Origin of the sequence: Microcoleus sp. D2_18a_B4, assembly GCF_036702475.1 — a bacterium.
In the GTDB taxonomy this organism is placed as follows: Bacteria; Cyanobacteriota; Cyanobacteriia; order Cyanobacteriales; family Microcoleaceae; genus Microcoleus.
The window spans coordinates 1-21,699 of the sequence record NZ_JAUBTL010000092.1 but is presented as its reverse complement, the minus strand read 5'-3'; the positions used below and the strand labels follow the sequence as shown (position 1 = coordinate 21,699).

Sequence of the window (21,699 nt, the reverse complement as noted above, 5' to 3'; positions counted from 1 at the left end):
TATGCCATTTGCTCATCTTACAGCGTTTGTTAGCAAATGTTTGCATTTGTTGGAAAACTATACACTGTTAGTCAACCTCTGTGATTGGGATGCTGGAAAGGATATTGAGTCAAACCGTTAAATCGACGTTCCAGGATGGTGCCAAGAAACAGACGGGCGAGATCCGTCGAAACTTTATGGCAAAACTGGCGGAAGACCCCGATCAAATACAGCCGTGGAACCCTTTGTCCCATCTAGTAGAGCGCCGGGAGAAGTTGTGTGCTTGCTTTACCTTCAGGAACACTTGCTGCTGTGACCACCACAGCACTAAGCCGAAGGTATCAACGGCAGTGTAGCGTTTTGGGCCCCCAGGAAGGCTTTGTCAAACCCGACACTCTGATGAACCATCGTTATGGCAACTGTTTAAACCTGTTTCTTAACGGATGGTGCCTCCAGGACAGATAAAAAAAGCAGTCCTCTGTGTTTGCGCGAAGGAGGAGATAGAGGGCGTTGCAGTTTGTCCTATCTGGGGAATACGCGGTAAAGTAGCAGTAGGAAAGATTTATCCATACTTTTACTAACTGTGGTACTTTCATTGTTAGCTGTAAACCATCATGCGGGAAATCTGCCAGAGCGTGGAAACCATATTTCAACTGCTGTTAGACGAACTTAAAAAGTCCACTCGCGCGTCTGAGCAGAACTGCCAAGATGTAGCAGGGCGACTCGCAGCAGAAGTCAACAGGATATGCACAGAAAGCCAGCGGATTCAAGCCTCTGGAGATATAGAAGGTTCAGCCCAGACCCTCGCTCAGCACCGCTTGCAACAATGCCTCCACTATTACAATTTAGGCTCCGGGCCCGGTAGAGTAGAATTGCACAGTACCCTCAGCGCGATCGTCTATCGCTACATAACCCCTCCGCAGGTGCAGTCTAGCTATCAGGCGCGAGTAGAACTGATCAAAGATTTTTTGCAAGGATTTTATCTCGAAGCTTTAAAGGCATTCCGGCGCGAAACCCAACTGCCACCTACCTACAGTCCCCGCACTCGCTTAGAACTAGCAGAGTACATGGCCTTTGTAGAGCGGTTCGGCAAGCGGCGCATTCCTTTACCTCGGAACCGCAGCCAGCAACTAATTATTTTACGGGCCCAAACCTTTTCCCAGCAGCAGCCCAAAGAAACCTCCGTAGATATGGAACAAGCCGCCGACGGAGGGGCTTCCGATTCCGACCAAACTTGGAATGACACCTCGGTGCACTCAGTGCGGGAAGCGATGGCCGGACAGGGTTCGGCGGCAATTCGTCCGCTAGGCGACGAGTCAGAATCTCTGCGGCAACACGTGATTGACGAATTAGTGGCTTACTTGAAAGAGCGCAACCAACAAGACTGCGCCGATTACTTCGTGCTGCGCTTGCAAGACTTGCCGACTAATGAAATAGAGTCGCTTTTGGGAATAACTCCCCGCCAAAGAGACTATTTGCAGCAGCGCTTCAAGTACCATTTGCTCAGGTTCGCCATGTCGCACCGCTGGGAACTCGTTCACCAGTGGCTGGAAGCAGACTTAGACCGCAATCTGGGTTTGCTGCCTTCTCAGTGGCAGGCGTTTGGCGAGCAAATTGGCCCAGAGGGACAGCGTTTGCTAAAGTTGAAACAACAGGGTCTGTCAGAGTCAGCGATCGCCCAAACCCTGGGTAGCACGGTAGCCCAGGTACAGAAGCGGTGGTTTAAATTGCTGGAACTTGCGTGGGAATTGCGAAATCGTTCAGATTCCGGAGAAGGGGCATCTAGTGATGAATAACGAAACGAACAGGGATGCAGAGGCTTTCGATCGCCATTTTTTAGACTGGATATTGCAGGCGCCGATCGCGAATGCCTCTAGCGAAGATGAGGAAAACCTCAATCCATCCCCTCGCTCACAAGAGTGGGGCGATACAGAAGAGAATTCCGGGGTGGAATACTGGGAATGGGACGAACCAGACCCGCTGGACTATCAAGTGGGGGCGCACAGCAATGCACCCGCACAACCGCTGACAATTGGAGAAATACCGACCGTGCAAGACCGTTTTCAGACCTTGTTAAAACAAAGGCTTAGAGCCGAAATTGAATCTAACCCGCCGCTGTTCCCCTGGGAAACAGAATTCAAAAGCTACGACCACGATTACCCAGACGAGGTAGCCCCGCAATGGGTTCCCCCCCTACACCTCTGGACTCCCCAACTACAAAATATCAGGTGGGGCCGCCTGCCAATTCCGATCGCCCAAGGGGTTTTTGCTCAACTGCTAGAACCTTGTCAGGAACTGGTAATGTCGTCGCTGCGGCAAGGATCGAAGTTAGTTCGCGCTGTAGATGGCTTATTTCCGGGCCAGTCTCACGAACTCAACGAGTTAGCTGGTTTAGTGCTCCGAGGTTCTTTGCGGGGACTTCTAGATTTAGAAGATTTCCCGAATTACGAAGCAGCGAGTACCGATCAACAAATGGTGCTGTCGCTGTTGGCCGCCAAGGAAATCATTGAGTCTCTAACTTTGGATTGTCCTGTAAATCAGCCGCCGGTTTCGCGGGAGTGGCTGACTGCTTTGGGTGCGCTGACTCTGGAGGCTCAATACCTGTCGAACCCCAACAGAGAACAGCCAATGCCGTGTTTAAGAGTTGAGTGCCAATTTCCGGGGGCAGGAAGTTTGGAACTCAAGGGAGGAGATGCCGAAGCAACTGCACATCGTCCGAATTCGGGGCATTTAAGTGTGGAGTTGTTTGACCCGCAACCTAACAAAACTTATGCCCTAGAAGTTCGATTCCAAAACTTCGAGACCCGACCTTTGATGTTTGCTATTCGTCCAATTTGGGCAGGACAAGATCGCAACTAGAAAGGTCTAATTAGAGTAAATAATTTAGGTTTTTACTCGCTGGTTTGACCTCACACAAAAACCAATGCAATTCCTCGATTTCTGTCGTCGTGGAAAGCAAAAAAAATTAGATATTAGTTCAAGCCGCCAGATTCATCTGTGAAGTTAATCTGTGGATTCAATCTAAAATCTAAGGACAGGGAAATAAGATTTAGATATTAGGTAAAACCAAGATTTATCTGTGGATTCAATCTAAAATCTAAAATCTAAAATCTAAAATAGTTGGATGGGTGCACATGACAACTGATAACCTGCGAAATATACCTGTGTTGGGTAAGCTGTGGGAGCAGATTGAGGCCATGCCTCCGCCGGTGATTGAGGATTCTTTACTGCTGCGAATCCTAGTTCAGTTGTTGGTAATTGTGGGAATTGTAGCTACTGACGTTGCTGCCGAAGAAGCCCTGAACCTGTGGGCTGTGCCTGTTAGTATTGTGGGAGCAACTTGGAGTTGGTACCGCCGCCGCGATCGCAATGTAGCTGCTAAGTTCTGCATAGCTATTGGAATGCTGGTGGCGCTGTTCGCTTTTTTTAGCCGCTTGGTGGGAGAATTGAATGATACGCGGTTAGTTTTGGCGCAACTGTTAATCCAACTTCAAGTGCTACACAGTTTCGATTTGCCTCGCCGCAAGGATTTGGGCTATTCGATGGTAATCGGGCTAATTTTGTTAGGGGTAGCAGCGACTCTCAGCCAAACCTTGACTTTTGGGCCACTGTTGTTGGTGTTTTTGGCTTTAGCGCTTCCGACTTTGGTTTTGGATTATCGATCGCGCTTGGGATTTTTGAAGCCAGAAGCCATTGGCGAAAAAGCACAAGGTAAAGGGAAAAATGAAAGCCTGTCGCTATTTGCTGCTACTTTATCCCCAAAGTATTTTGGTTGGCTGCTGCTGATAACTGTCGGGTTGGGGCTGACTATTTTTGCGTTTTTGCCGCGCCTCCCTGGCTATCAGTTGCGGACTTTTCCGGTGAGTGCTCCTATTGAATATCAGGGGGAGTTTGACTCGCGCAGCATTCTGAATCCGGGGTATGTTAGAGGGGGAAATGAAAAAGGAACTGGCGGAGGAAGGGGGAGAAACCCCGACTCTGGGCCAGGAGAGGTGGACTCTACTTTTTATTACGGTTTCAACCAGCGCATCAATCAAAATTTGCGGGGGGAAATGAAACCCCAAGTGGTGATGCGGGTACGATCGCAGGCGGCGGGTTTTTGGCGCGTGTTAGGCTTTGACAAATACACCGGTCAGGGTTGGGAAATTTCTCGCAACGAACAAGCTCAAAAGCTGACTCGACCTAGCTGGTCTTATCAATTTTATCTGAATCCGTTTCCCAATGCCCCTCGGACTCAAGAGGTGATTCAAAGTTATACTATTGTTGCTCCAATGCCGAATTTGATTCCGGCTTTAAACAAGCCGAAGGAACTTTATTTTCCGAGTCCAGAGGCGGCGATTGATGCGGAGGGGGGTTTGCGAGCGCCTGCGGAATTGGGAGAGGGTGTGACTTATACGGTGATTTCTAATGTACCTTTTCGCGATCGCTCTTTGTTGGGGAAAACTGGTACTAATTACCCGAAAAATATTCGCAACTTCTATTTGGATGTGCCGCCGAAAATTGCCCAGAAGGTGCGAGAAAAAACTGAAGATATCTTGGCGGCAAGAACTAGAGTAGCTCAGTCGGACAGACCGATCGATTCTCCCTACGAAAAAGCTTTGTATTTGGCTCAATATTTAAAGCAAAATCCGAATTACAAAATAGAAAAAGCTTTGCCTTACTTAGAGGAAAGTGAAGATTTAGTCGAGGGTTTTCTGTTTGGCTACAAAAACACTCAGGACGGCAAAAAAGTTACAGGTGGATATCCCGACCACTTTTCGACGGTATTGACCATTATGCTGAGGTCGATCGGGATTCCGGCGCGGCTGGTGGGCGGTTTCGATACGGGGGAATTCAACCCGTTTACTGGTTACTATGTTGTGAAAAATACCGACGCTTTTTTGATGACGGAGGTATATTTTCCCAATAATGGCTGGTTTGCTTTTAATCCGATTCCCGGTTATCCGCTGATTCCGGCTTCGGTGGAAGACAACCAGACTTTTAGTGCGATCGAATCGTTTTGGAAGTGGATCGCGGGTTGGCTACCGACTCCTCTCAGAAGCGGGCTGGATTCAGTTATAGGTTTTCTAGTTGGCTGGATAACTTTGATTGTGGGCTGGTTTCTGGGACAGTTTGCTAAGGGTTGGGTGGGGTTATTTACTGGCTTAATTGCTGCGATCGCCTTTGGCTTTATTGGCTGGTTAATTTGGCAACTGTGGCGCAAGTGGCGCCACCGCCGCTGGCTGGCGAAGCTGCCGCCGGTGGAGGGGGTTTATCAGGAAATGCTGAAGGATTTGGCGAGCCGTGGATTTGCCAAGCAGAAAGCTCAAACACCTTTGGAGTATGCTGAGGCAATGCGCGGTAATCATGCAACTGATGAAGCTGAGGTGATTGATGAAGTTTCGCAAGCTTACGTGCGCTGGAAGTATGGCGGGGAATCGGGTAATTTGAACCAGTTGCGGCAGTTGGTGGAAAATTTGAGGCGATCGCACTTGAAGAAACTGAAAAAGCGCTGGTTTTAGGCGATACCGATCGCTTAGATGCGGTGATTAAGCGGGATGAACAGGTTTATAGCCGTTTTTGGTCAAGTCATCGGTTTGGTAAGTTGTCAGGGGAGGAGTTTAAGCGGACGGTGGAGGTTTGGGAAAAGAAGGTTTTGCTGTTACCTGTGGCTTCTAATCTTTCTAGTAATGCGATGTTGAAGGCCTTGGGGTAGGCGACTGGGGGTTATGTGGGGCTATTGGATATGATTCTTAAGGAGGCGGCGATTCGGGCTTTGAAGAAGGGGTTATCAAGGATTGATTTGGAAACTCTCAAAGAAGTTGCTGGGGAGTACAAGTGATGGAAGCGATCGATATCCAGCCTTGGCTGTTTCGGGTGGAACCGTTGGAGGGTGAGAGTTTGAGCCATTTTTTGGGGCGGTTTCGACGGGCGAATAAGTTAACGCCGAATGGGTTGGGTAAGATGGCGGGGTTGGGAGGTGCGATCGCCCGTTGGGAAAAGTTTCGGTTTAATCCTCCTGCTTCTGGTCAGCAGTTGGAGGCGTTGGCGGTGGTGGTGGCAGTGGCGGGCGATCGGTTACAGGGAATGCTACCGCCTCCTGGAGTGGGGATGAAGTTGGAACCGATTCGGTTGGGTGGGGCCTGTTATGCCCAGTCGCCTTGTCACCGGATCGAGTGGCAGCTTAAAAGGATGCAGGGGTGGGATCGGCACCAGTTACGCTTGCTATCGGAATGTCCTAATTGTGGGGCTAGGTTTAAGGTTCCGGCGTTGTGGGTGGATGGTTGGTGTCAAAGGTGTTTTCTGGGGTTTGGGGAGATGGTGAAATATCAAAAGTATTTGTAATTCCTTGGGCTTGGAAAAATTTTTCACAACCTTCTTGAGTAAGCGGACAATCAATTAAATCTAAGAATTTTTGCTTTGATAAATAATACTATTATGCCATTTAGCCCAAAAGATTACCATGAATGTCATTCATTACAAGATGTTTTGTTAAAACTTGTTCTTTTTCTTGAGCAATCGTTTGCAAGTATTTTTTTATTAGAGCAATTTCCTTTTCCAAATCTTCCGCCTTGTTGATTATTTTCAATTGTTCCTTAAGAGATTGTTCCTTAAGAAATGGTTCCTTAAGAAATGGAATGGGTACGCTAATGGAAGAAAGCATTGTTTGGTTTAAACTCCTAATGTTTGCACCTTTGGGATCTTTAGTGATAGCATTACGGACGCTTTCAGTTCGCAAACAATAGCATAGATATTTTGAATTTACTTTTTCCGAATTAGCGCGAATCCTAATTGTAAAGCCTGAGTAAGAAGTATCTTTTAGCAGCTTATCTATGTAAATAAACCTGCCCACCAAATTCGCAGAACCATTAGAACGAACCACCAATATGTCTCCTGGTTGTAACTTGTAACTTTCGTTAAGTTCCCCGTCAATTCTCACATCTACAAGTTTATCAAGATTGGGTGAAAAGTCTTCAAGAAAATCTTTTACGCCAACTATGGTAACTAAGTCACCTGTACTCTTTTCGCTATAATTTAGTCCGTTTTTGAATTTTGCAAGTTGGCTCAACCTTTCAACAGGATAGTTAAGGTTTAAAAAAAGATTATCTAGTGCGGTATTAAGTTTGATTAAGTTGTTCCGCTCTGCTTTTTCCTTTTGTTCAATGTCAGCGATTTCCTCAATGATCTTCTCTTGAACTGGCGGGGGTGGAAGTGGAATTTTTAAGGCATAAGCATCATTTCTATTAATTCCTGGAACACCTGTCCCACCTTTCAATTCATTCAGTTTTAGACCTTTTAATTGCCAATACAAGTATTTAAGAGTAACTTCCTCTGATAGTAAAGTTATGTAAAAAGTAGTATCAATAGGCGTGTTGTTCTCTTCCTCCCAAACAACTTCGCCCACAGAACCTTTACGACCAATAATTATTGAGGGGCCTTCAATTAAATACTCGTTGTGTAAACCAACTCTTCCATTTGAGCCTAAAACAGGATATTTACCAATTTTCCTCTCGGATTCAGGAAGGCTTTTGCCGTAGCTAAACTCACATAATGAACCAAGTTTTACTAATTTATACTTTGACTTGATTTCTACTTTTTTTTTAATTCCCAACGAAATTGACTTCTCGAAAACTAATTTTTTAAAATCTATTAACTCCAATGTGCCAAAAGTGGTAACGTTTTCAGACAGTGATTTTTCAATACTGAATTGCTGCCCCAGGAATGAGCGGTAAACATAATTATTGGCTTTTTCGGGGTTGAGGTGATTGTCATCATCATAAAGTTTTGTAGTCGGCTTACCATTTTTATGATACATTTTTATTCCTTCGTGTCCCCTCCGATTACTAAACTCATAACCGATAAAATCTTTTTCTGCTTGCTTTTCGCCTACTTTAATTAAAACGGTTTGCTGCGGATAAACAAGGAAAAAATAAAGTATTTTATCCTGCTCACGGGCAAATATTTTTTTATAAAAAAGCTTGTCTAGTTCTTCCTGCTGCTCGGCTTTAGTTTTGCCCTTGAATGTTTTTTTCTCTTTGACTTTTTTTATTTCAGTAAGACAATTGAACCATTTTTTATAGTCCATAAACACTTCTTGCTTCTGTATATTTTCGTTAGGGCGTTTATTTACAAATGAAATATAGTCATCAAGATCCAAACCTTCAAAAACTTCTGCAACATATTTGCCAAATGCCTTTTCAATACCATTTACCATAGCTTCTTGGGGTTGATCAAAGAAGTTTTTAATAGCAGCTTCTATCTTTTTCCATTCGGTGTTAGATTTGCGTTCCAAAAATAGTGTTACGGTGTTTGTACCTGTTGCCATAAAAGTATTAGAGCCAAATTCGGCAATAGCTTTTAGGTCAAAATATTTCAGAATGATTTCCCTTGCATCTGTATAAATGCCTGAGTTACTCAAAATAGAGCTTGGCAAAATTATACCTGCCCAACCACCTGGTTTCAGCAGTTGCTTGATGCGTTCAATAAACAAACATTCAATTTCTGAACTGTCATCAGTTAACCGATTATAAAGTTCAAATGATTCTTCGCCAAATTTCAAAGTGTTTTTGAAAGCTGAAACTGAATAGGGTGGGTTGGCCACCAAAATATCAAACTGTCCGTTGTCTCTGGGATCATCTTGGGTTACTACTTTGAGTTTGCCTTTATAGTCAATACTTTTCTGAAAATGGTCTAAACCGTCTGCATGAATGACATTTGCCAAACCGTCACCATTCAAAAAGCAACTCACTTTGGCAGTTTTTACCAGGCGATAATCAGCCTCAATTCCATAAACATAGTCCTGACACCAAGCCAACGGGGCTTCTTTCCAACTTTTGAGTTTGGCTGTTACCGAAGGTTTTTGTTTTTCAGGATTAAGGATTTCAATGATTTTTTGCACTTCGTCCATTGCTTCCGTCAAAAAGTGTCCGCTCCCTGCTGCATAATCAATGATATAAGGCAAAAAGTTAATTTCTTCATTATAGATTTTGCGTTCAATGAGTTCACGAATGGGCAAAGACGAGAGTATGAATTTGGCGATGGGAACGGGTGTGAAAAATTGTCCTGCTTCTTGCTTAATGCCTGTGCTTAAAAGCAACTCAAAGAAGTCGCCCAAAAACTGTTGTTTGTGTCCGTAACGAATCTGATAAGGCTGAAGCAATTCAACCACTTCACGAACAACTACTGCATTTTCTCTAAACGATTTTTCGTCAAACACTTCTTTGAATGCAAACTCGTTGTTTTTGTGCAGTCGCACACGGGTAAACATTTCACGAATTTGCTCTCTGACTTCTGGCTGAAGAGCATATAGTTTTTCTGCTATTTGCTCATCATTGTAGTCAGTAACATCTTTGGTTAAATACTCTTTCATTCCTTGTTTGTAAAGGTCTGAAAGTCGTTTTTGCAATTCTTCATCTGTGTCCGACTCCAGCCACTGCAATTTTAATTCTTCATCGGGTTTGCGGTCTTCATCAACAATTTTACAAAGAAATAAATTGAAAATTTTATTGAAGGCGTTGGGCTTATCAGAAACAACATTATGACGAAGGATCTCAGCAAACTGATTGAAAATACGTCCGCTATCTTCTTCAGTTAATTCTTTTAGTCTACCCCTTGTGAGTGCTTTTATCTCGATCTCGTAAGCGTTTGCCCAATCTTCAAAAATTCCATTATCCTTAAAGTTTTTGTTCCAATGATCAAATATCTCTTTTTGATTGCTGAGAGTTGTCCATTGCTCGTCAACTTGCACAATGTCGTTGATAAACTCAACCTTTCCTTGGTAAAGCCTTGAAGCGTAAAGGCATAAATATTGGGCTGCTTTGTCTTGTTGGAAGTAAGAGAAAAGCTGCCCACCGTCATGTTGCATTTTCTTTTTCTCTTTCTCATATTCTTCGCCCCAAGTTTTGCATTCAATCATCAAATAGGCTTTGTTGTCCTTATCGGTGATAAGAATGTCCAGCTTGCCTTTCTCTTGCCTTCCCATTAGCCACTTGTGTTCTAATGAAAGTCTATCGGGCGGATAACCTTTTTCTAAAACTCTGTCCACACACTCCAATACAACAAAGTTTTCGCTATTGTCAAAGTTACTGGTTGTCAGATCGCCCAATTTTATTTTTGTTCCGTACTCAATTTTTTCTTGTTCAAAATTGAGTTTCAGAACGTAATCGTTATGCTTTGGATAGTTTTTGTAAAAAATAATTTTTTCTCCTTCTTGAGGCTTAAATCCTAGAAGGGTAATGAGTTCTTCAATATCTTTATCTTTCTTCTTGATTCTCATTGATTTCTACAATTTATTACTTGTTTGCCCAATTTTATAGAGTTGAAGTGCCAATATAAGGACTGATAGACTGATTAACCTTGAAATACGTGATGTGAGGTTTTTAAAACTCAGTTACTCAGAATCTACTCCATAACCTACTAGCTACCTGCTGATGAATCTGATCTAACCACACCGGAATCACAGGCTCACCAGACTTTAAGGATGCGATCGCACTCTCTAGATCAAATTCTACCATTTGGAGCGATCGCTATGAATGAATCCCAGCACAACATAAACCGCCCCAGCGAAACCGAATTCGTAAACCCCGGCCTTCTTCCTCAGCCTTTGTAGGGTCATCGCCGCCTGTACAGTAACAAATTATTTGTTACTGTACAGTTTTTTCTTTGGGAATACCATCTGCTATGCGGATAAAAGGACTTGAACCTTCACTCCTCTCGGAACCAGAACCTAAATCTGGCGCGTCTGCCAATTCCGCCATATCCGCATTTTGACATTTAACTAATATAGCACACAACAGAGCGATCGGTCAATCGATTTTAGATTTTAGATTTTAGATTTTAGATAAAATAAAGCGACCCACTGATAAATCCGCAGGCTGATGACCAAATTGCTCGATCGCCCAACATCGAGAAACCCGGTCATTTTGGAACACCGGGTTCAATCATGAGTTATCGCCACAGCAATTTTCCGTATTTTTCACTCGTCGCTTACTTTTGGCCCAGCGCCTTCCAGGTTGTGTCGTCCACCATGCCGTTAGCCATCAAGCCCTTATACTGCTGAAAGCTCTTGACAGCCGTAGCAGTGCGAGCGCCAAAAATGCCGTCGATGGGACCCGGATCGTAACCCTGCATTTCCAAACGCACCTGTAGCGTCTTCACCTTGGAACCGACAGCGCCTTTATTTAGAAGAGTTGGAGGATTGCCGGGAACAGCAGCATTGCTCACAATTGGAGCATTGCTCTGCACAGTTTCAGGAGCCGACGCTGGATCTGCTGCTAAAGCTGTCCAAGTTTCTTTATCCACAATGCCATCTGCGTTCAAACCCTTAGACTGCTGAAAAGCACGAACCGCCGATGTAGTGCGAGAGCCATAGGTACCGTCGATCGTCCCCACCTTGAAACTGTGCACCTGCAAGCGCTGCTGTATGGCTGCAACTTCTGGCCCGTCAGCACCCGCCGAGATAGTTTTTTCCTTTTTCACTGGCGTCTGGTCGCCCGCGTAAAAAGGCTTGTTAAACATATCTGCTTTGGACTTTCCCTCGGGTGATGCTGACGCACCCGGATCGGCGGGAGCCGTAAAGTCTCTGCGGTACTCTTCCTGCACCAAGGGTTCGGAGTCGAAAGCAGCAGTTGCCTTTCGGGTTAAGCCGGGAGCGAGCAGAGCGATCAAGCTGAAAATCGTAACAGTAGTCACACGCATAAATTTCATCCTGTTAGTAAGGTTTGACAAGGTTTCCCTGTTTTCATGTTTCTCAATCTAATTGTATTACCCGGACAGCTTTCTGAGACATATAGCAGAAGCAAGAAGGAAGAATGCCCTTCGACTTCGCGATCGGGTAACAAGAAGTCCGAGGGAATGGGTAATAGACCGCATTGGTTTAGGCCATTAAGAAAGTTCTAAGCGTCTGGCGCGGTTGCTATATCTGCCCCAGTCTCTCGAATTTCGGCAATGGGGAAACCAGCACTCAGAATTTGCGAGTTGGAAGTTACCTGTTAGAAGTAGGGGCCGGTTCGCACTATTCCGAATAAACCCGGTTGATTCCGAGATGTTTCGTTACCAAAGCCCATATTTTCGTAGAAACCGGGTTTCTTAGCCTCAGTCCTCTTGTACAAAACCTGCTGTCATTCACAAATATTTACGGGCAGGTTTGGTACAAAGTTGATCCATCAGAGGCGAAGTTTTTTCCTTGAATCCCCCCGTAATATCAATTTCGGTTGTATCTGAGATGTTGCACCATTCTCAATTACTTGTTAGGAACAGGCAAGATGCCTGTTCCACAAGAAAATTCATCTCTTGTGGAATGGGCCGTTTAGGAACAGGCAAGATGCCTGTTCCACAAGAAAATTCACTCTTTGTGGAACAGGCATCTTGCCTGTTCTTGACAATGGTGCAACATCTCAGTTGTATCGGAATTATTAAACCCATCTTGACGCAGAGGATACAGAGAAAGGGAAGAAAGAGATGAATAATTCCGATACCAATGGAGTTGAGATAAAAAGCAAAACTCCGCAGTTATCGGTTCGCGTGTTCTGCCAATAAAGCCTTGGCTCTTGGCTTGTAAATCAGATAAAACAGCGATTCTATGTAACGGAGCATATCTTCGCGGTTTTCCTTGGACGAGTAGTTCCAGAAACCGTAAGTCCGCGCCAGCGTCAGCAGCTTGGTAGTGTGAATTTTCCAGGTATACGTGCTGTAAACTCGGTCAATTCCTCGCGTTGAAATTTCATACCAATAGTTGGGATTGTGTTCGCATTTCGATAAAAAATCTAGAATTTTTTGGGCAGTATCCTGGTGGTTTGTCGGGTTGATATAAAACCCATTTACCCCATCTTGAATGATTTCCAGCGGGCCGCCAAACTGCGTCCCGAAAGTGGGAATCCCGGTAATCATTGCTTCGAGAATTGTCAAGCCGAAAGCTTCAAATAATGCTGGCTGAACAAATATACCTTGGGTGTCGGCGATTACCCGGTAGATTTCGCCGGACAGGCTTTTGGAAAGCCTCACTCCCAGCCAGCGAATTTTACCGTGAAGGTTGTATTGGTCGATAATTGCGTAGAGTTTTTTAATTTCTTCTGCTTCTTCGTAGTCTTCGGTTTCTTCGACCCGCAGTTTGCCAGCTACTAGAATTAAGTTGCATTTTTCTTGCAGTTCCTGGCTTTTTCCAAACAATTCTGCTAAGCCTGTCAGGTTTTTAATGCGATCGAGCCTGGCCATCGAAAATAAAGGGCGCTTTTGCGGGTCGTCGAGTTTTCCAAAGACTTGTTCCGGGTCTTCTAGAGTAAACAGCAGTTCGCCCGGCCGATCGCGATCGCCTTGCACCCGGTCTTCTATCCGCGTGTAGGGAAAGTACACACTTTCGTTGACTCCCGGCGGCACGACGTTGAATTTAGGGCTGAACAGTTCAATCCCGTTCACAACGTGGTACAAATCCGGCATGGTAAAACAATGGTAAGATTCGTACTGACCGACACTATCGGGTTGACCCACAATCTCTTGATAGGTGCTGCTGACAATACAACTAGCTGCATTCATAGCAATTATATCGGCAGTAAATTGCAGCGAAAAATGGTACTTGTCCTCTGATTCTTGCCAGTAGAGATTGCTGAACAAATATTTAGATTTTTCCAGCGCATGGGCAATATTGCACTGAGTAACTTTGAGTTTGCGAGACAGCAAAAACGCTACCAAGTTGCCGTCTGAATAGTTGCCGACAATTAAATCGGGTTTGCCCTGAAACTCAGCCAGCAGTTCTTTTTCTGCATCGATCGCGTAAGTTTCCAAATAAGGCCAAATCTCGAATCTTGAAATCCAATTTTGAGTCAGTTTGGGATTGAACTCGCGGAAGGGAACCCGCAAAATCCAAGCATTTTCAGTGCCGTGAACTTTTTCCAAACGTTGGTTGCAGCGCGTGCCGTCGCTGTTAGGAATTAACCGGGTGAGAATAATTACTTTAGGTTTGACTCCTAAACTATCGAGACCGGCAAGATGAATGTCTTCTTGCAGTTGTTTCTCTAAACTCTTGGCTTGATCGAGGACATAAACTACCTGACCTCCCGTATCCGGTCGCCCCAAAACTCCTTCTTGGCCGAACCAGCCGTGAGGAGAAACTAGGACGATTTTGAAAATCATCGGGATGCGAGAAATAAATGCTTCTAGGGTTTGCGGATCGGGGGAATCAATTAATTCGTCAAGAATTCCTAGGGTTTCATGCACGCGGGCGGCAGTATTTCCCCAACCTGTCTCGAAACCCATCATTTGCAAAACCAGTCGAAATCTCTCGTAGGGTTCTTCTTCAGAAAGATCGCCGACAAAGGTGATGGCTTTTTTGATTTGTTCGGAAAGTTGTTGTTGGGATTTTATGCGATCGTTAATTAGTAATTGTACGCCGTTGTAGCGGTGAATCCGCAAGAAATTAAATAGAGTTTCCTGCCAGTGTCTGGGGTCTTGGAACAGTTTGCTGGACAGGTATCGGTTGAGGAATTGCACTCCTTTGCCGATGTTTTTGGGGTCGCGAATTGTGGGGGAATAATCGTAAAAAGGGCCGAAATCTAGTTCGAGAATGTCGCCTTCTTGGGGGTTAAAATGGTTGACGAAGCGATCGCGCACATCGAGCAATTCTTGCACTGTCATCTGCTCAACAGTCAAGTCGTCTGCAACTCGCACTATTTCCATTGTAGCAATTTTTGGTCGCAGCAGGACGCAAAGACTGCCATCTTCGAGAAGAATTTCCTGAACGTAGTAAATCAGTTTGCTTAAAAGAGAAGATTGATGGAACTGTTCGGGCTTTTCGTATTTGGTGCAGTAGGCGGCAAAAGCGTTAACTATGTCGTTTCGTAGTAAATATTTGTTTCCCAAAGCGCGTAAATCGCTGACAAACTGACGCAAGTCGGTTTTTTCGTCGCTGGCGATAACAGCCTGAAAGAGTTCAGACATACATACTCCCTTATGTAAGACTTTTGATTTCCGCTGTGAAATTAGGCGATACTCAAACTGTATCGCCCTTTTTTTAAAGCAGCTACTTTTTTTGTAATTTTAAAGTCTGCAATCTGAACTTGCTATCCCTCAAATGACATAAAACTCCCCGTATTTGTGGCGAATGTAGCGGATAAAGGGATCGATAGTTAAAGGTGAACCTGTAACGCGATCGAGCAATTCGACAGCAGTGTATTTGCGACCGTGCTGGTAGATGTTTTGTTTGAGCCAGTTGTGGAGTACGCTAAAATTGCCCCGTTCTATTTCTACGGGAATTTCAGGATTGATTTTTACTGCTGTTTCGTAGAATTGGGCGCTCATCAAGTTGCCGAGGGTGTAACCTTGGAACATTCCGCCGATCGTACCAACATACCAGTGAACATCTTGCATTGCGCCTTCGCTGTCGGTAGCGGGGACAACGCCGAGGTCGCTTCTATAGCGTTCGTTCCAGGCTTCGGGGAGGTCTCGGACTGCTAGTTTTCCCTCTACCATTGCCAATTCTAGGTCAAAGCGGATGGCGACGTGGAGGTTGTAGGTTACTTCGTCGGCGTCGGTGCGGATGAGCGATCGCGAGACTTTGTTAATTGCCCGGTAAAATGCGTCAGTGGATACGTGTCCCAACTGTCGCAAAAATACGCCTTGGAGTTGCGGGTAAAAACATTCCCAAAAACCGCGGCTGCGCCCGACCATATTTTCCCAAAGTCGCGATTGACTTTCGTGCACGCCGGAGGAAATGCCGCCTGCCAGAAGCGTGCCTTCAAATTCCGGGGAATTTCCGAGTTCATAGAGGGCGTGTCCGGCTTCGTGGATGCTGCTGAAGAGTGCTTGATCCAAGTGGTCTTCATAGACGCGGGTGGTAATTCGCACGTCGTCTATGGAGAAGTTGGTCATGAACGGGTGCAGGGTGGTGTCTTGCCGTCCCCGTTGGAAGTCGAACCCCATGCGTTCTACAACTTTGCGAGTGAATTCTAGTTGTTGGAATTCGGGGAAGTCTTGGTGTAAGCAGGAGTCGTCGGCGGGAGGTTGCGAGGTGATGGCTTCGACTATCGGCACTAATTCTTGACGCAGTTGGGCGAAAAGCGGGCGCAGCAGGGATACTTTCATGCCGTAGTCGCTACGATCGATCAAAGGATCGGCGATGTGTTCGTAGCCGGGAAAAAAGTCGGCGTATTGCCTGCTTAATTCTAGGGTTTTTTCTAGATACGGCTCAACGGCTGCGAAGTTGTTGGCTGCCCTGGCCGCGGCCCAAGCTTCGTAGCAGTCGGCTTGGTGGCGGCAGAGTGCGGACATGAAGGTTGCGGGGACTCTGGCGGCGCGATCGTAGTCTCTGCGGGCTATGCGGATCAGGCTGGCTGCGGTGGAGTCGTAGGGGAGGGTTTGTTCGTAGAAACGCAAGTCTTCTAGGAGTTCACCTATTTTTGGATCTGTAAATTTTTCGTGGGATATTTGTTTGAGAGTAGCCAACTGGCGGCCTCTGGCAGTTGCACCTTTGGCTGGCATATAAGTTGATTGATCCCAATGCAGCAACGACGAGGCTGATTCGATGTCCGTAACTTCTCTGAGGTGGGCTGCCAGTTGAGCAAATTTTGCTTGAGTTTTATCTAGGGTTTGCATGATTGGGGTTTATGGTGCTGTTTTGCCTACAAAGGTTGCAGTGCGGCATCCGTATCCATCAATCATAGCTACCCTGAAATCAAGCTAAAAACCGCACTTCTTCCCGTATTGTACGCAATTTAGAGTCATTTTTGCATAATTTCCGGTATTTATGCGGATTGAGTTCGATCGCCTTGGATAAGTTTTCGATCGCCAGCCGGATGCTGGTGGCTACAAGTTCGGGGCTGTTTGTGAGATCGCCTGCTTCTTTTTCCAGGGCGTAAAGGCAAGCTTTTTGATAGTACAGGTTGGGATCGTCGGGTTTGAGTGCGATGATTTTATCGTAGGAGGCGATCGCTTCGGTAAATCGTTGGATTTTTTTGAGGGCGACGGCGCGGTTGTACCAGGCTTCGGTGTTGTCTGGCTGCAACTCTACGGTTTTTTCCCAAGAGGCTATTGCTTCTTCAAAGCGTTGTAAGTTGGCGAAGGCTAAGCCGCGGTTGTAAAAGGTTTCGCTGTCGTTTGGCTTGAGTGCGAGGGCTTTGTCCCAGGATGCGATCGCTGATTCAAATTGTCCCATTTGTGCGATCGCCGTGCCGCGTTTGTTCCAGGCTTCGGCGGAATTCGGCAGCAGTTGCAGTGTTTTGTCGTAGGAGGCGACGGCTTCCGGGTAGAGTTTTTCATCGGCTAGGGCTAAGCCGCGGTTGTACCAGGCTTGATGCAAGTCTGGTTTGAGTTCGATCGCTTTGTCGAAGGAAGTGATCGCCGCTGTATTTTGGTCGGATTTTCTCAGGGCAAATGCTTTGTTGTACCAAGCTTCGCAGTAGTCTGGTTTGATGGCTATAGCTTTCTCGTAGGAGGAGATCGCTTCTGATAATTTTTCTAAGCTGACGAGGGTGTTGCCGCGGTTCGTCCAAGCTTCGGGGTAGCTGGGATTGAGTTGGATCGCCTTTTCGTAGGATGCGATCGCTTCTGAGAGTCTGTTGAGCTTCCGCAAAACGTTGGCCCGATTATACCACGCTTCGGGATTGTTTGGTTTGATTTGTAGGGATTGGTTGTAGGCTGCGAGCGCTTCTTCTAGCTGGCCCAATTTTTTGAGGGCTACGCCTTGGTTGTACCAGGCTTCATAAAATTTTGGTTCAAGTTCGATCGCTTCTTGCCAAGATTCGATCGCAGCTTGGAATCGTCCCATTGCTTCTAGGGCGTTGCCGCGTTCGTACAATGTTTGAGCCTTTTGGGTGTTGACTGCTATGGATTTTTCCCCTGAGTCGATCGGCTTTTCTATGCTGGCTAATTTTTGCAAGGGGTTTCACCTCTTTATTTTCTGTCTAATTGATTCTTTTCTTTTTTATATGCGATCTTTTTCGCCTTTGAGTGCTTTTGATCGCGACTATTTGGTTATTTATGGCAATTTTACAGGAATTTGGGGACTTTTTCAATTTTTTTCATTATAATTCTACATCGGGGATTTGTAGGTATAGATTAATACTATTTTTTTATATTACTGCGTAGAAAAGAGGAAAGGGCGATCGGGCTGACAGGATTACGTTAAAACCACAAATAACCGCGATCGCCACAAACCACATTTTTCAAACAAACCGGGCTTCTGAGCATTTATTCGGGGTTAAATGCTATCTGGATCGATGTTCAATTCGCGCAGTTTAGCTGCTAAACGTTGAGCAATTTGATTGGCTTGTTCGGCTCTTTGATCTGCTTGTTCGGCTCTTTGATTGGCTTGTTCAGCTCTTTGATTGGCTTGTTCGGCTCTTTGAGACTCTTGTTGTAGGCGCTGACGATCTAATAATCTCTCTTCTTCTAATTCCGCATAGGAAAGAAACTTTTCTCCATTAGGCCGATAAATTTCTAACCCATCTTCTCCCAACTCAAATCGCACACCTAATCTCGGACTAATCCATCCCTCCATCGGCTCAATAACTTCTAAATCTCCCTCAATTCTTTGCCAACCTTCCAGTTCATTTATTTGTGGATCGTAAAGGTAATACTCCTCAACCCCATGACGCTGGTAAAATGAAAGTTTTTTATTCATTTTAGTATTGCTGTCGTTGTGGGAGCGAATCTCAAAGACGACTTGAGGACCAATATTATCCTCTCGATGTTGTATGTAGGAAGGGCGATCGCCCTTTGGCCTTCCAAATATCACCATCGTATCAGGTGCTTGAGAAATTTCAGGTTTCCCCTCAACGGGATACCACAGTAAATCTGCAGCTACAAAAACGTTTGGGTCATCTTTAAACAGCGATTCGCAACCTTCTTTGATTTTGACAATTAATTCGTATTGAATTGTGCTTTCTGCCATTGGTTGACCGTCGCTGGAAGGATAAATGATTTCTTGGGTTGTGACTTGCATAGTCGTTGTCTCCGAGAAGTATCTAGGTTTAATTGTACTATTTATTCAGATAAGTCGGCGGTTGAAACCGCGTCTACACAAACCAAGTCCGCCTGCGCGGATTAAGAAATAATAAGAGTGTTTTTGATGCTGTAGGGGCGGGTTTTACCAACAATAATTGCCTAAAACCGACAATCTCATAAACCCGCCCCGCCCAAGGGCAAATCCCTATTCTTGAATCAAGGCTTGAAACCGAGTATGCGATCGAATGCTGTCAAAAACTGAGTCAGTTTTTGCCATTTCTCGGTATTGGTCAGGATTCAGATTTATGGCTTGCTGCAAATTCTGGATCGCTTGGTCAATTTGACTCTGTAACGCATAGCAGCAAGCTTTATTATAAAATGCTGCGTGATAATCTGGTTTGAATTCTAAGGCTTTGTCGTAGGATGCGATCGCTTCTTCCAATCTTCCTAAATCCTCCAGTGCAACGCCCCGATAGTACCAGGCTTTGTAATAATCTGGTTTTAATTTTAAGGCTTTGTCAAAAGAGGCGATCTCTTCTTCCCATCTTTCTAAATTATACAGTCCAACGCCCCGATTGTACCAGGTTTCGTCATCAGGTGATTTTAATTCTAAGGCTGTTTTGTCGAAGCAGGGGAGCTTTTTTTTCACTCTTCCTAAATTACCCAGTGCAATGCCCCAGGAGGCGAGCTTTTTTTTCAATCTTCCTACATTACCCAGTGCAATGCCCCGATTGTTCCAGGCTTCGCCATCATCGGGTTTTAATTCTAAGGCTTTGTCGTAGAAGGCTATCGCTGCTTCAAATCTTCCTAAATAAAGCAGTGCCATGTACCTATTGAGCCTGGTTTCCTGTAAATCTGGTTTTAATTCTAAGGCTTTGTCGCAGGAGGCTATCGCTTCTTTCCATCTTCCTAAATCAACCAGTGTATTAGCCCTATTGTACCCGGCTTCGTGATAATCGGGTTTTAATTCTAAGGCTTTGTCGTAGGAGGCTATCGCTTCTTCTAATCTTCCTAAATCCTCCAGTGCAGCGCCCCGATTGTACCAGGCTTGGTGTAAATCTGGTTTGATTTCTAAGGCTTTGTTGTAGGAGTAAACCGCTTCTTCCCATCTCCATAAATCATTCAGTGCAATGCCCCGATTATTCCAGGATTCGTCATCATCTGGTTTGAATTCTAAGGCTTTGTCGTAGGAGGCTATCGCTGCTTCAAATCTTCCTAAAGAAAGCAGTGCATAGCCCAGATTGTACCAGGCTGCGTGTAAATATGGTTTTAATTCTAAGGGTTTATCGTAGGAGGCGAGCGCTTCTTTCCATCTTCCTAAATTACCGAGTGCATTGCCCCGATTGTACCAGGCTGCGTATAGTAAATATCGTTTTAAGTCACAGGCGTTGTCGTAGGATACGATCGCATCTTCAAACAACCCTAAATTACCCAGTGCATTGCCCCGATCGTACCAGGCTGCGTGTAAATAGGGTTTGAATTCTGAGGCTTTGTCGTAGGAGGCGATCGCTGCTTCAAATCTTGCTAACTTAGCCAGTGCATAGCCGGGTTCTACCCAGGCTTCGTCTTTATCTGGTGGGAATTCTAAGGCTTTGTTGTAGGAGGCTATCACTTCTTCAAACAAGCCTATAGAATCCAGTGGAACGCCCCGATTGTACCAGGGGTTGTCATCATGTGGTTTTAATTCTAAGGCTTTGTCGTAGGAGGCGAGCGATTCTTCAAATCTTTCTGAATTACCCAGTGCATTGCCCTGATGGTTGCAGGCTTCGGGATCTGGTTGGATTTCTAAGGCTTTGTCGAAGAAGGCTAGCGCTTTTTCAAACCAGCCTAAGCCTAAATTGTACAGTTCCTTCCAATCAATCATTTCTAACCTCCTGGCTCAAATTGTCCACGACAACTTGAAATTGCTTAATTCCTTTAAGCAGCCGACGAAAATATTAAATAATCTTAAAGTATTTTTTGCAATTTCAATATTGCTTCAGACTAACACAACACAACTAAGCTGACAATACCTGAGCCGCCGTCAGCACTAATTCGGGGAAAGTGGGCGAAACAATTTGTTCATTATCTCTAAACTGAGTGCGGTGATATTTGCCTTCAGCATCTAGCGAAAAAACAAATGCCGTCGGATTTTTCGGGTTTCCCAAATACTCTCTTTTGCCAATTGCTAAATAATCAATAATCCAGTATTCAGCAATGCCCAAGCGTTCATGTTCATCTAGCTTATCAACATAATCATCTTCCCAATTAGTTGATACTACCTCGACAGCTAACTGAATCGGCGATTCCAGTACGGAATAAGCTTTGCGTTCAGCACGCCACTAAGTTCGATCGATAACACTGACATCAGGAACTCTTCCTTGCTCCATACCTTCTTTTGTGGTAGTTTTAATCGTGATGCCTCGTTTTACTACATAGTTGAGTTTCAGCCGATCGCTCTCTTGATAAAAGTGTCTGTCTGTAAATTCACCAATATTATCATGATTTCTGGTAATTGCTATTTTGACAATTTCTCCGTTCACCACTTCTTAAATACTATCTTCCGGCCAAATTGCAATAAATTCGTTAAAATTTAAATTAGAGTTTTGCGGTGGCAATCAGGTTATTTAATTTGATCCAAACTTAACACTAAATTACTAAATAATTAATAATTATTAGGGTGCGCCGAAGAGCACTTTTTTGATAATTCGTTGGCGGGGGCGGGTTTTTGAGATTGTCGGTTTTAGGCAATTATTGTTTGTAAAACCCGCCCCTTGTATCTTAAAAGAGTGAGTCAGGCGATCGCCACGTCATTGATTCGATCATACC

The 21,699-nt window shown here is 45.0% G+C and carries 14 protein-coding genes and 1 tRNA gene; 5 read left to right on the top strand and 10 right to left on the bottom strand.

What is annotated here, in order from left to right:
- Nucleotides 1–593: 593 nt before the first annotated feature.
- The 5 genes from hetZ to QUB04_RS30675 all read left to right on the top strand — a co-directional run bounded on the left by hetZ (nucleotide 594) and on the right by QUB04_RS30675 (nucleotide 6,303).
- Entirely contained in the window at nucleotides 594–1,775 is a 1,182-nt protein-coding gene (hetZ, locus tag QUB04_RS30695) for a heterocyst differentiation protein HetZ (RefSeq protein ID WP_333290438.1), read from the top strand.
- Complete coding sequence (locus QUB04_RS30690; protein ID WP_333290436.1) at nucleotides 1,768–2,838, top strand: hypothetical protein; 1,071 nt, start codon at nucleotides 1,768–1,770, stop codon at nucleotides 2,836–2,838. The genes hetZ and QUB04_RS30690 overlap by 8 nt, the downstream gene beginning before the upstream one ends.
- Before the next feature lie 275 nt (nucleotides 2,839–3,113).
- On the top strand, nucleotides 3,114–5,480 hold the full coding sequence (locus QUB04_RS30685) for a transglutaminaseTgpA domain-containing protein (RefSeq protein ID WP_333290434.1): 2,367 nt from the start codon (nucleotides 3,114–3,116) through the stop codon (nucleotides 5,478–5,480).
- Between the two features lie 23 nt (nucleotides 5,481–5,503).
- Nucleotides 5,504–5,674, top strand: coding sequence for a hypothetical protein (locus QUB04_RS30680; protein ID WP_333290432.1), 171 nt, complete (start codon nucleotides 5,504–5,506; stop codon nucleotides 5,672–5,674).
- Nucleotides 5,675–5,799: 125 nt separating this feature from the next.
- Nucleotides 5,800–6,303, top strand: a complete 504-nt coding sequence (locus QUB04_RS30675) for a hypothetical protein (protein ID WP_333290430.1) — start codon at nucleotides 5,800–5,802, stop codon at nucleotides 6,301–6,303.
- A 100-nt stretch (nucleotides 6,304–6,403) separates the two neighbouring features.
- On the opposite strand, the gene QUB04_RS30670 is transcribed toward QUB04_RS30675, so the two are convergent.
- From QUB04_RS30670 to QUB04_RS30625, 10 genes are all read right to left on the bottom strand, one after another.
- Nucleotides 6,404–10,234: an N-6 DNA methylase gene (locus QUB04_RS30670; protein WP_333290428.1), complete on the bottom strand. Its 3,831-nt coding sequence runs from the start codon at nucleotides 10,232–10,234 to the stop codon at nucleotides 6,404–6,406.
- Between the two features lie 405 nt (nucleotides 10,235–10,639).
- A tRNA-Leu gene (locus tag QUB04_RS30665) sits at nucleotides 10,640–10,721 on the bottom strand.
- Nucleotides 10,722–10,944: 223 nt separating this feature from the next.
- On the bottom strand, nucleotides 10,945–11,655 hold the full coding sequence (locus QUB04_RS30660) for a peptidoglycan-binding protein (protein ID WP_333290426.1): 711 nt from the start codon (nucleotides 11,653–11,655) through the stop codon (nucleotides 10,945–10,947).
- Between the two features lie 813 nt (nucleotides 11,656–12,468).
- Entirely contained in the window at nucleotides 12,469–14,889 is a 2,421-nt protein-coding gene (locus QUB04_RS30655) for a sucrose synthase (protein WP_333290424.1), read from the bottom strand.
- Nucleotides 14,890–15,018: 129 nt separating this feature from the next.
- Nucleotides 15,019–16,542 (bottom strand): carboxypeptidase M32, encoded by a 1,524-nt coding sequence (locus QUB04_RS30650; protein ID WP_333290422.1) that lies wholly within the window; start codon nucleotides 16,540–16,542, stop codon nucleotides 15,019–15,021.
- 79 nt (nucleotides 16,543–16,621) lie between these two features.
- A complete protein-coding gene (locus tag QUB04_RS30645; protein ID WP_333290419.1) occupies nucleotides 16,622–17,824 on the bottom strand; it encodes a tetratricopeptide repeat protein in 1,203 nt (400 codons plus the stop codon).
- A gap of 321 nt (nucleotides 17,825–18,145) precedes the next feature.
- Entirely contained in the window at nucleotides 18,146–18,889 is a 744-nt protein-coding gene (locus QUB04_RS30640; protein ID WP_333290417.1) for a Uma2 family endonuclease, read from the bottom strand.
- A 207-nt stretch (nucleotides 18,890–19,096) separates the two neighbouring features.
- Nucleotides 19,097–20,755, bottom strand: a complete 1,659-nt coding sequence (locus tag QUB04_RS30635) for a tetratricopeptide repeat protein (RefSeq protein ID WP_333290415.1) — start codon at nucleotides 20,753–20,755, stop codon at nucleotides 19,097–19,099.
- A gap of 133 nt (nucleotides 20,756–20,888) precedes the next feature.
- Entirely contained in the window at nucleotides 20,889–21,182 is a 294-nt protein-coding gene (locus QUB04_RS30630; RefSeq protein WP_333290441.1) for a Uma2 family endonuclease, read from the bottom strand.
- A gap of 30 nt (nucleotides 21,183–21,212) precedes the next feature.
- Entirely contained in the window at nucleotides 21,213–21,416 is a 204-nt protein-coding gene (locus tag QUB04_RS30625; protein ID WP_333290413.1) for a hypothetical protein, read from the bottom strand.
- Between the last annotated feature and the right edge of the window lie 283 nt (nucleotides 21,417–21,699).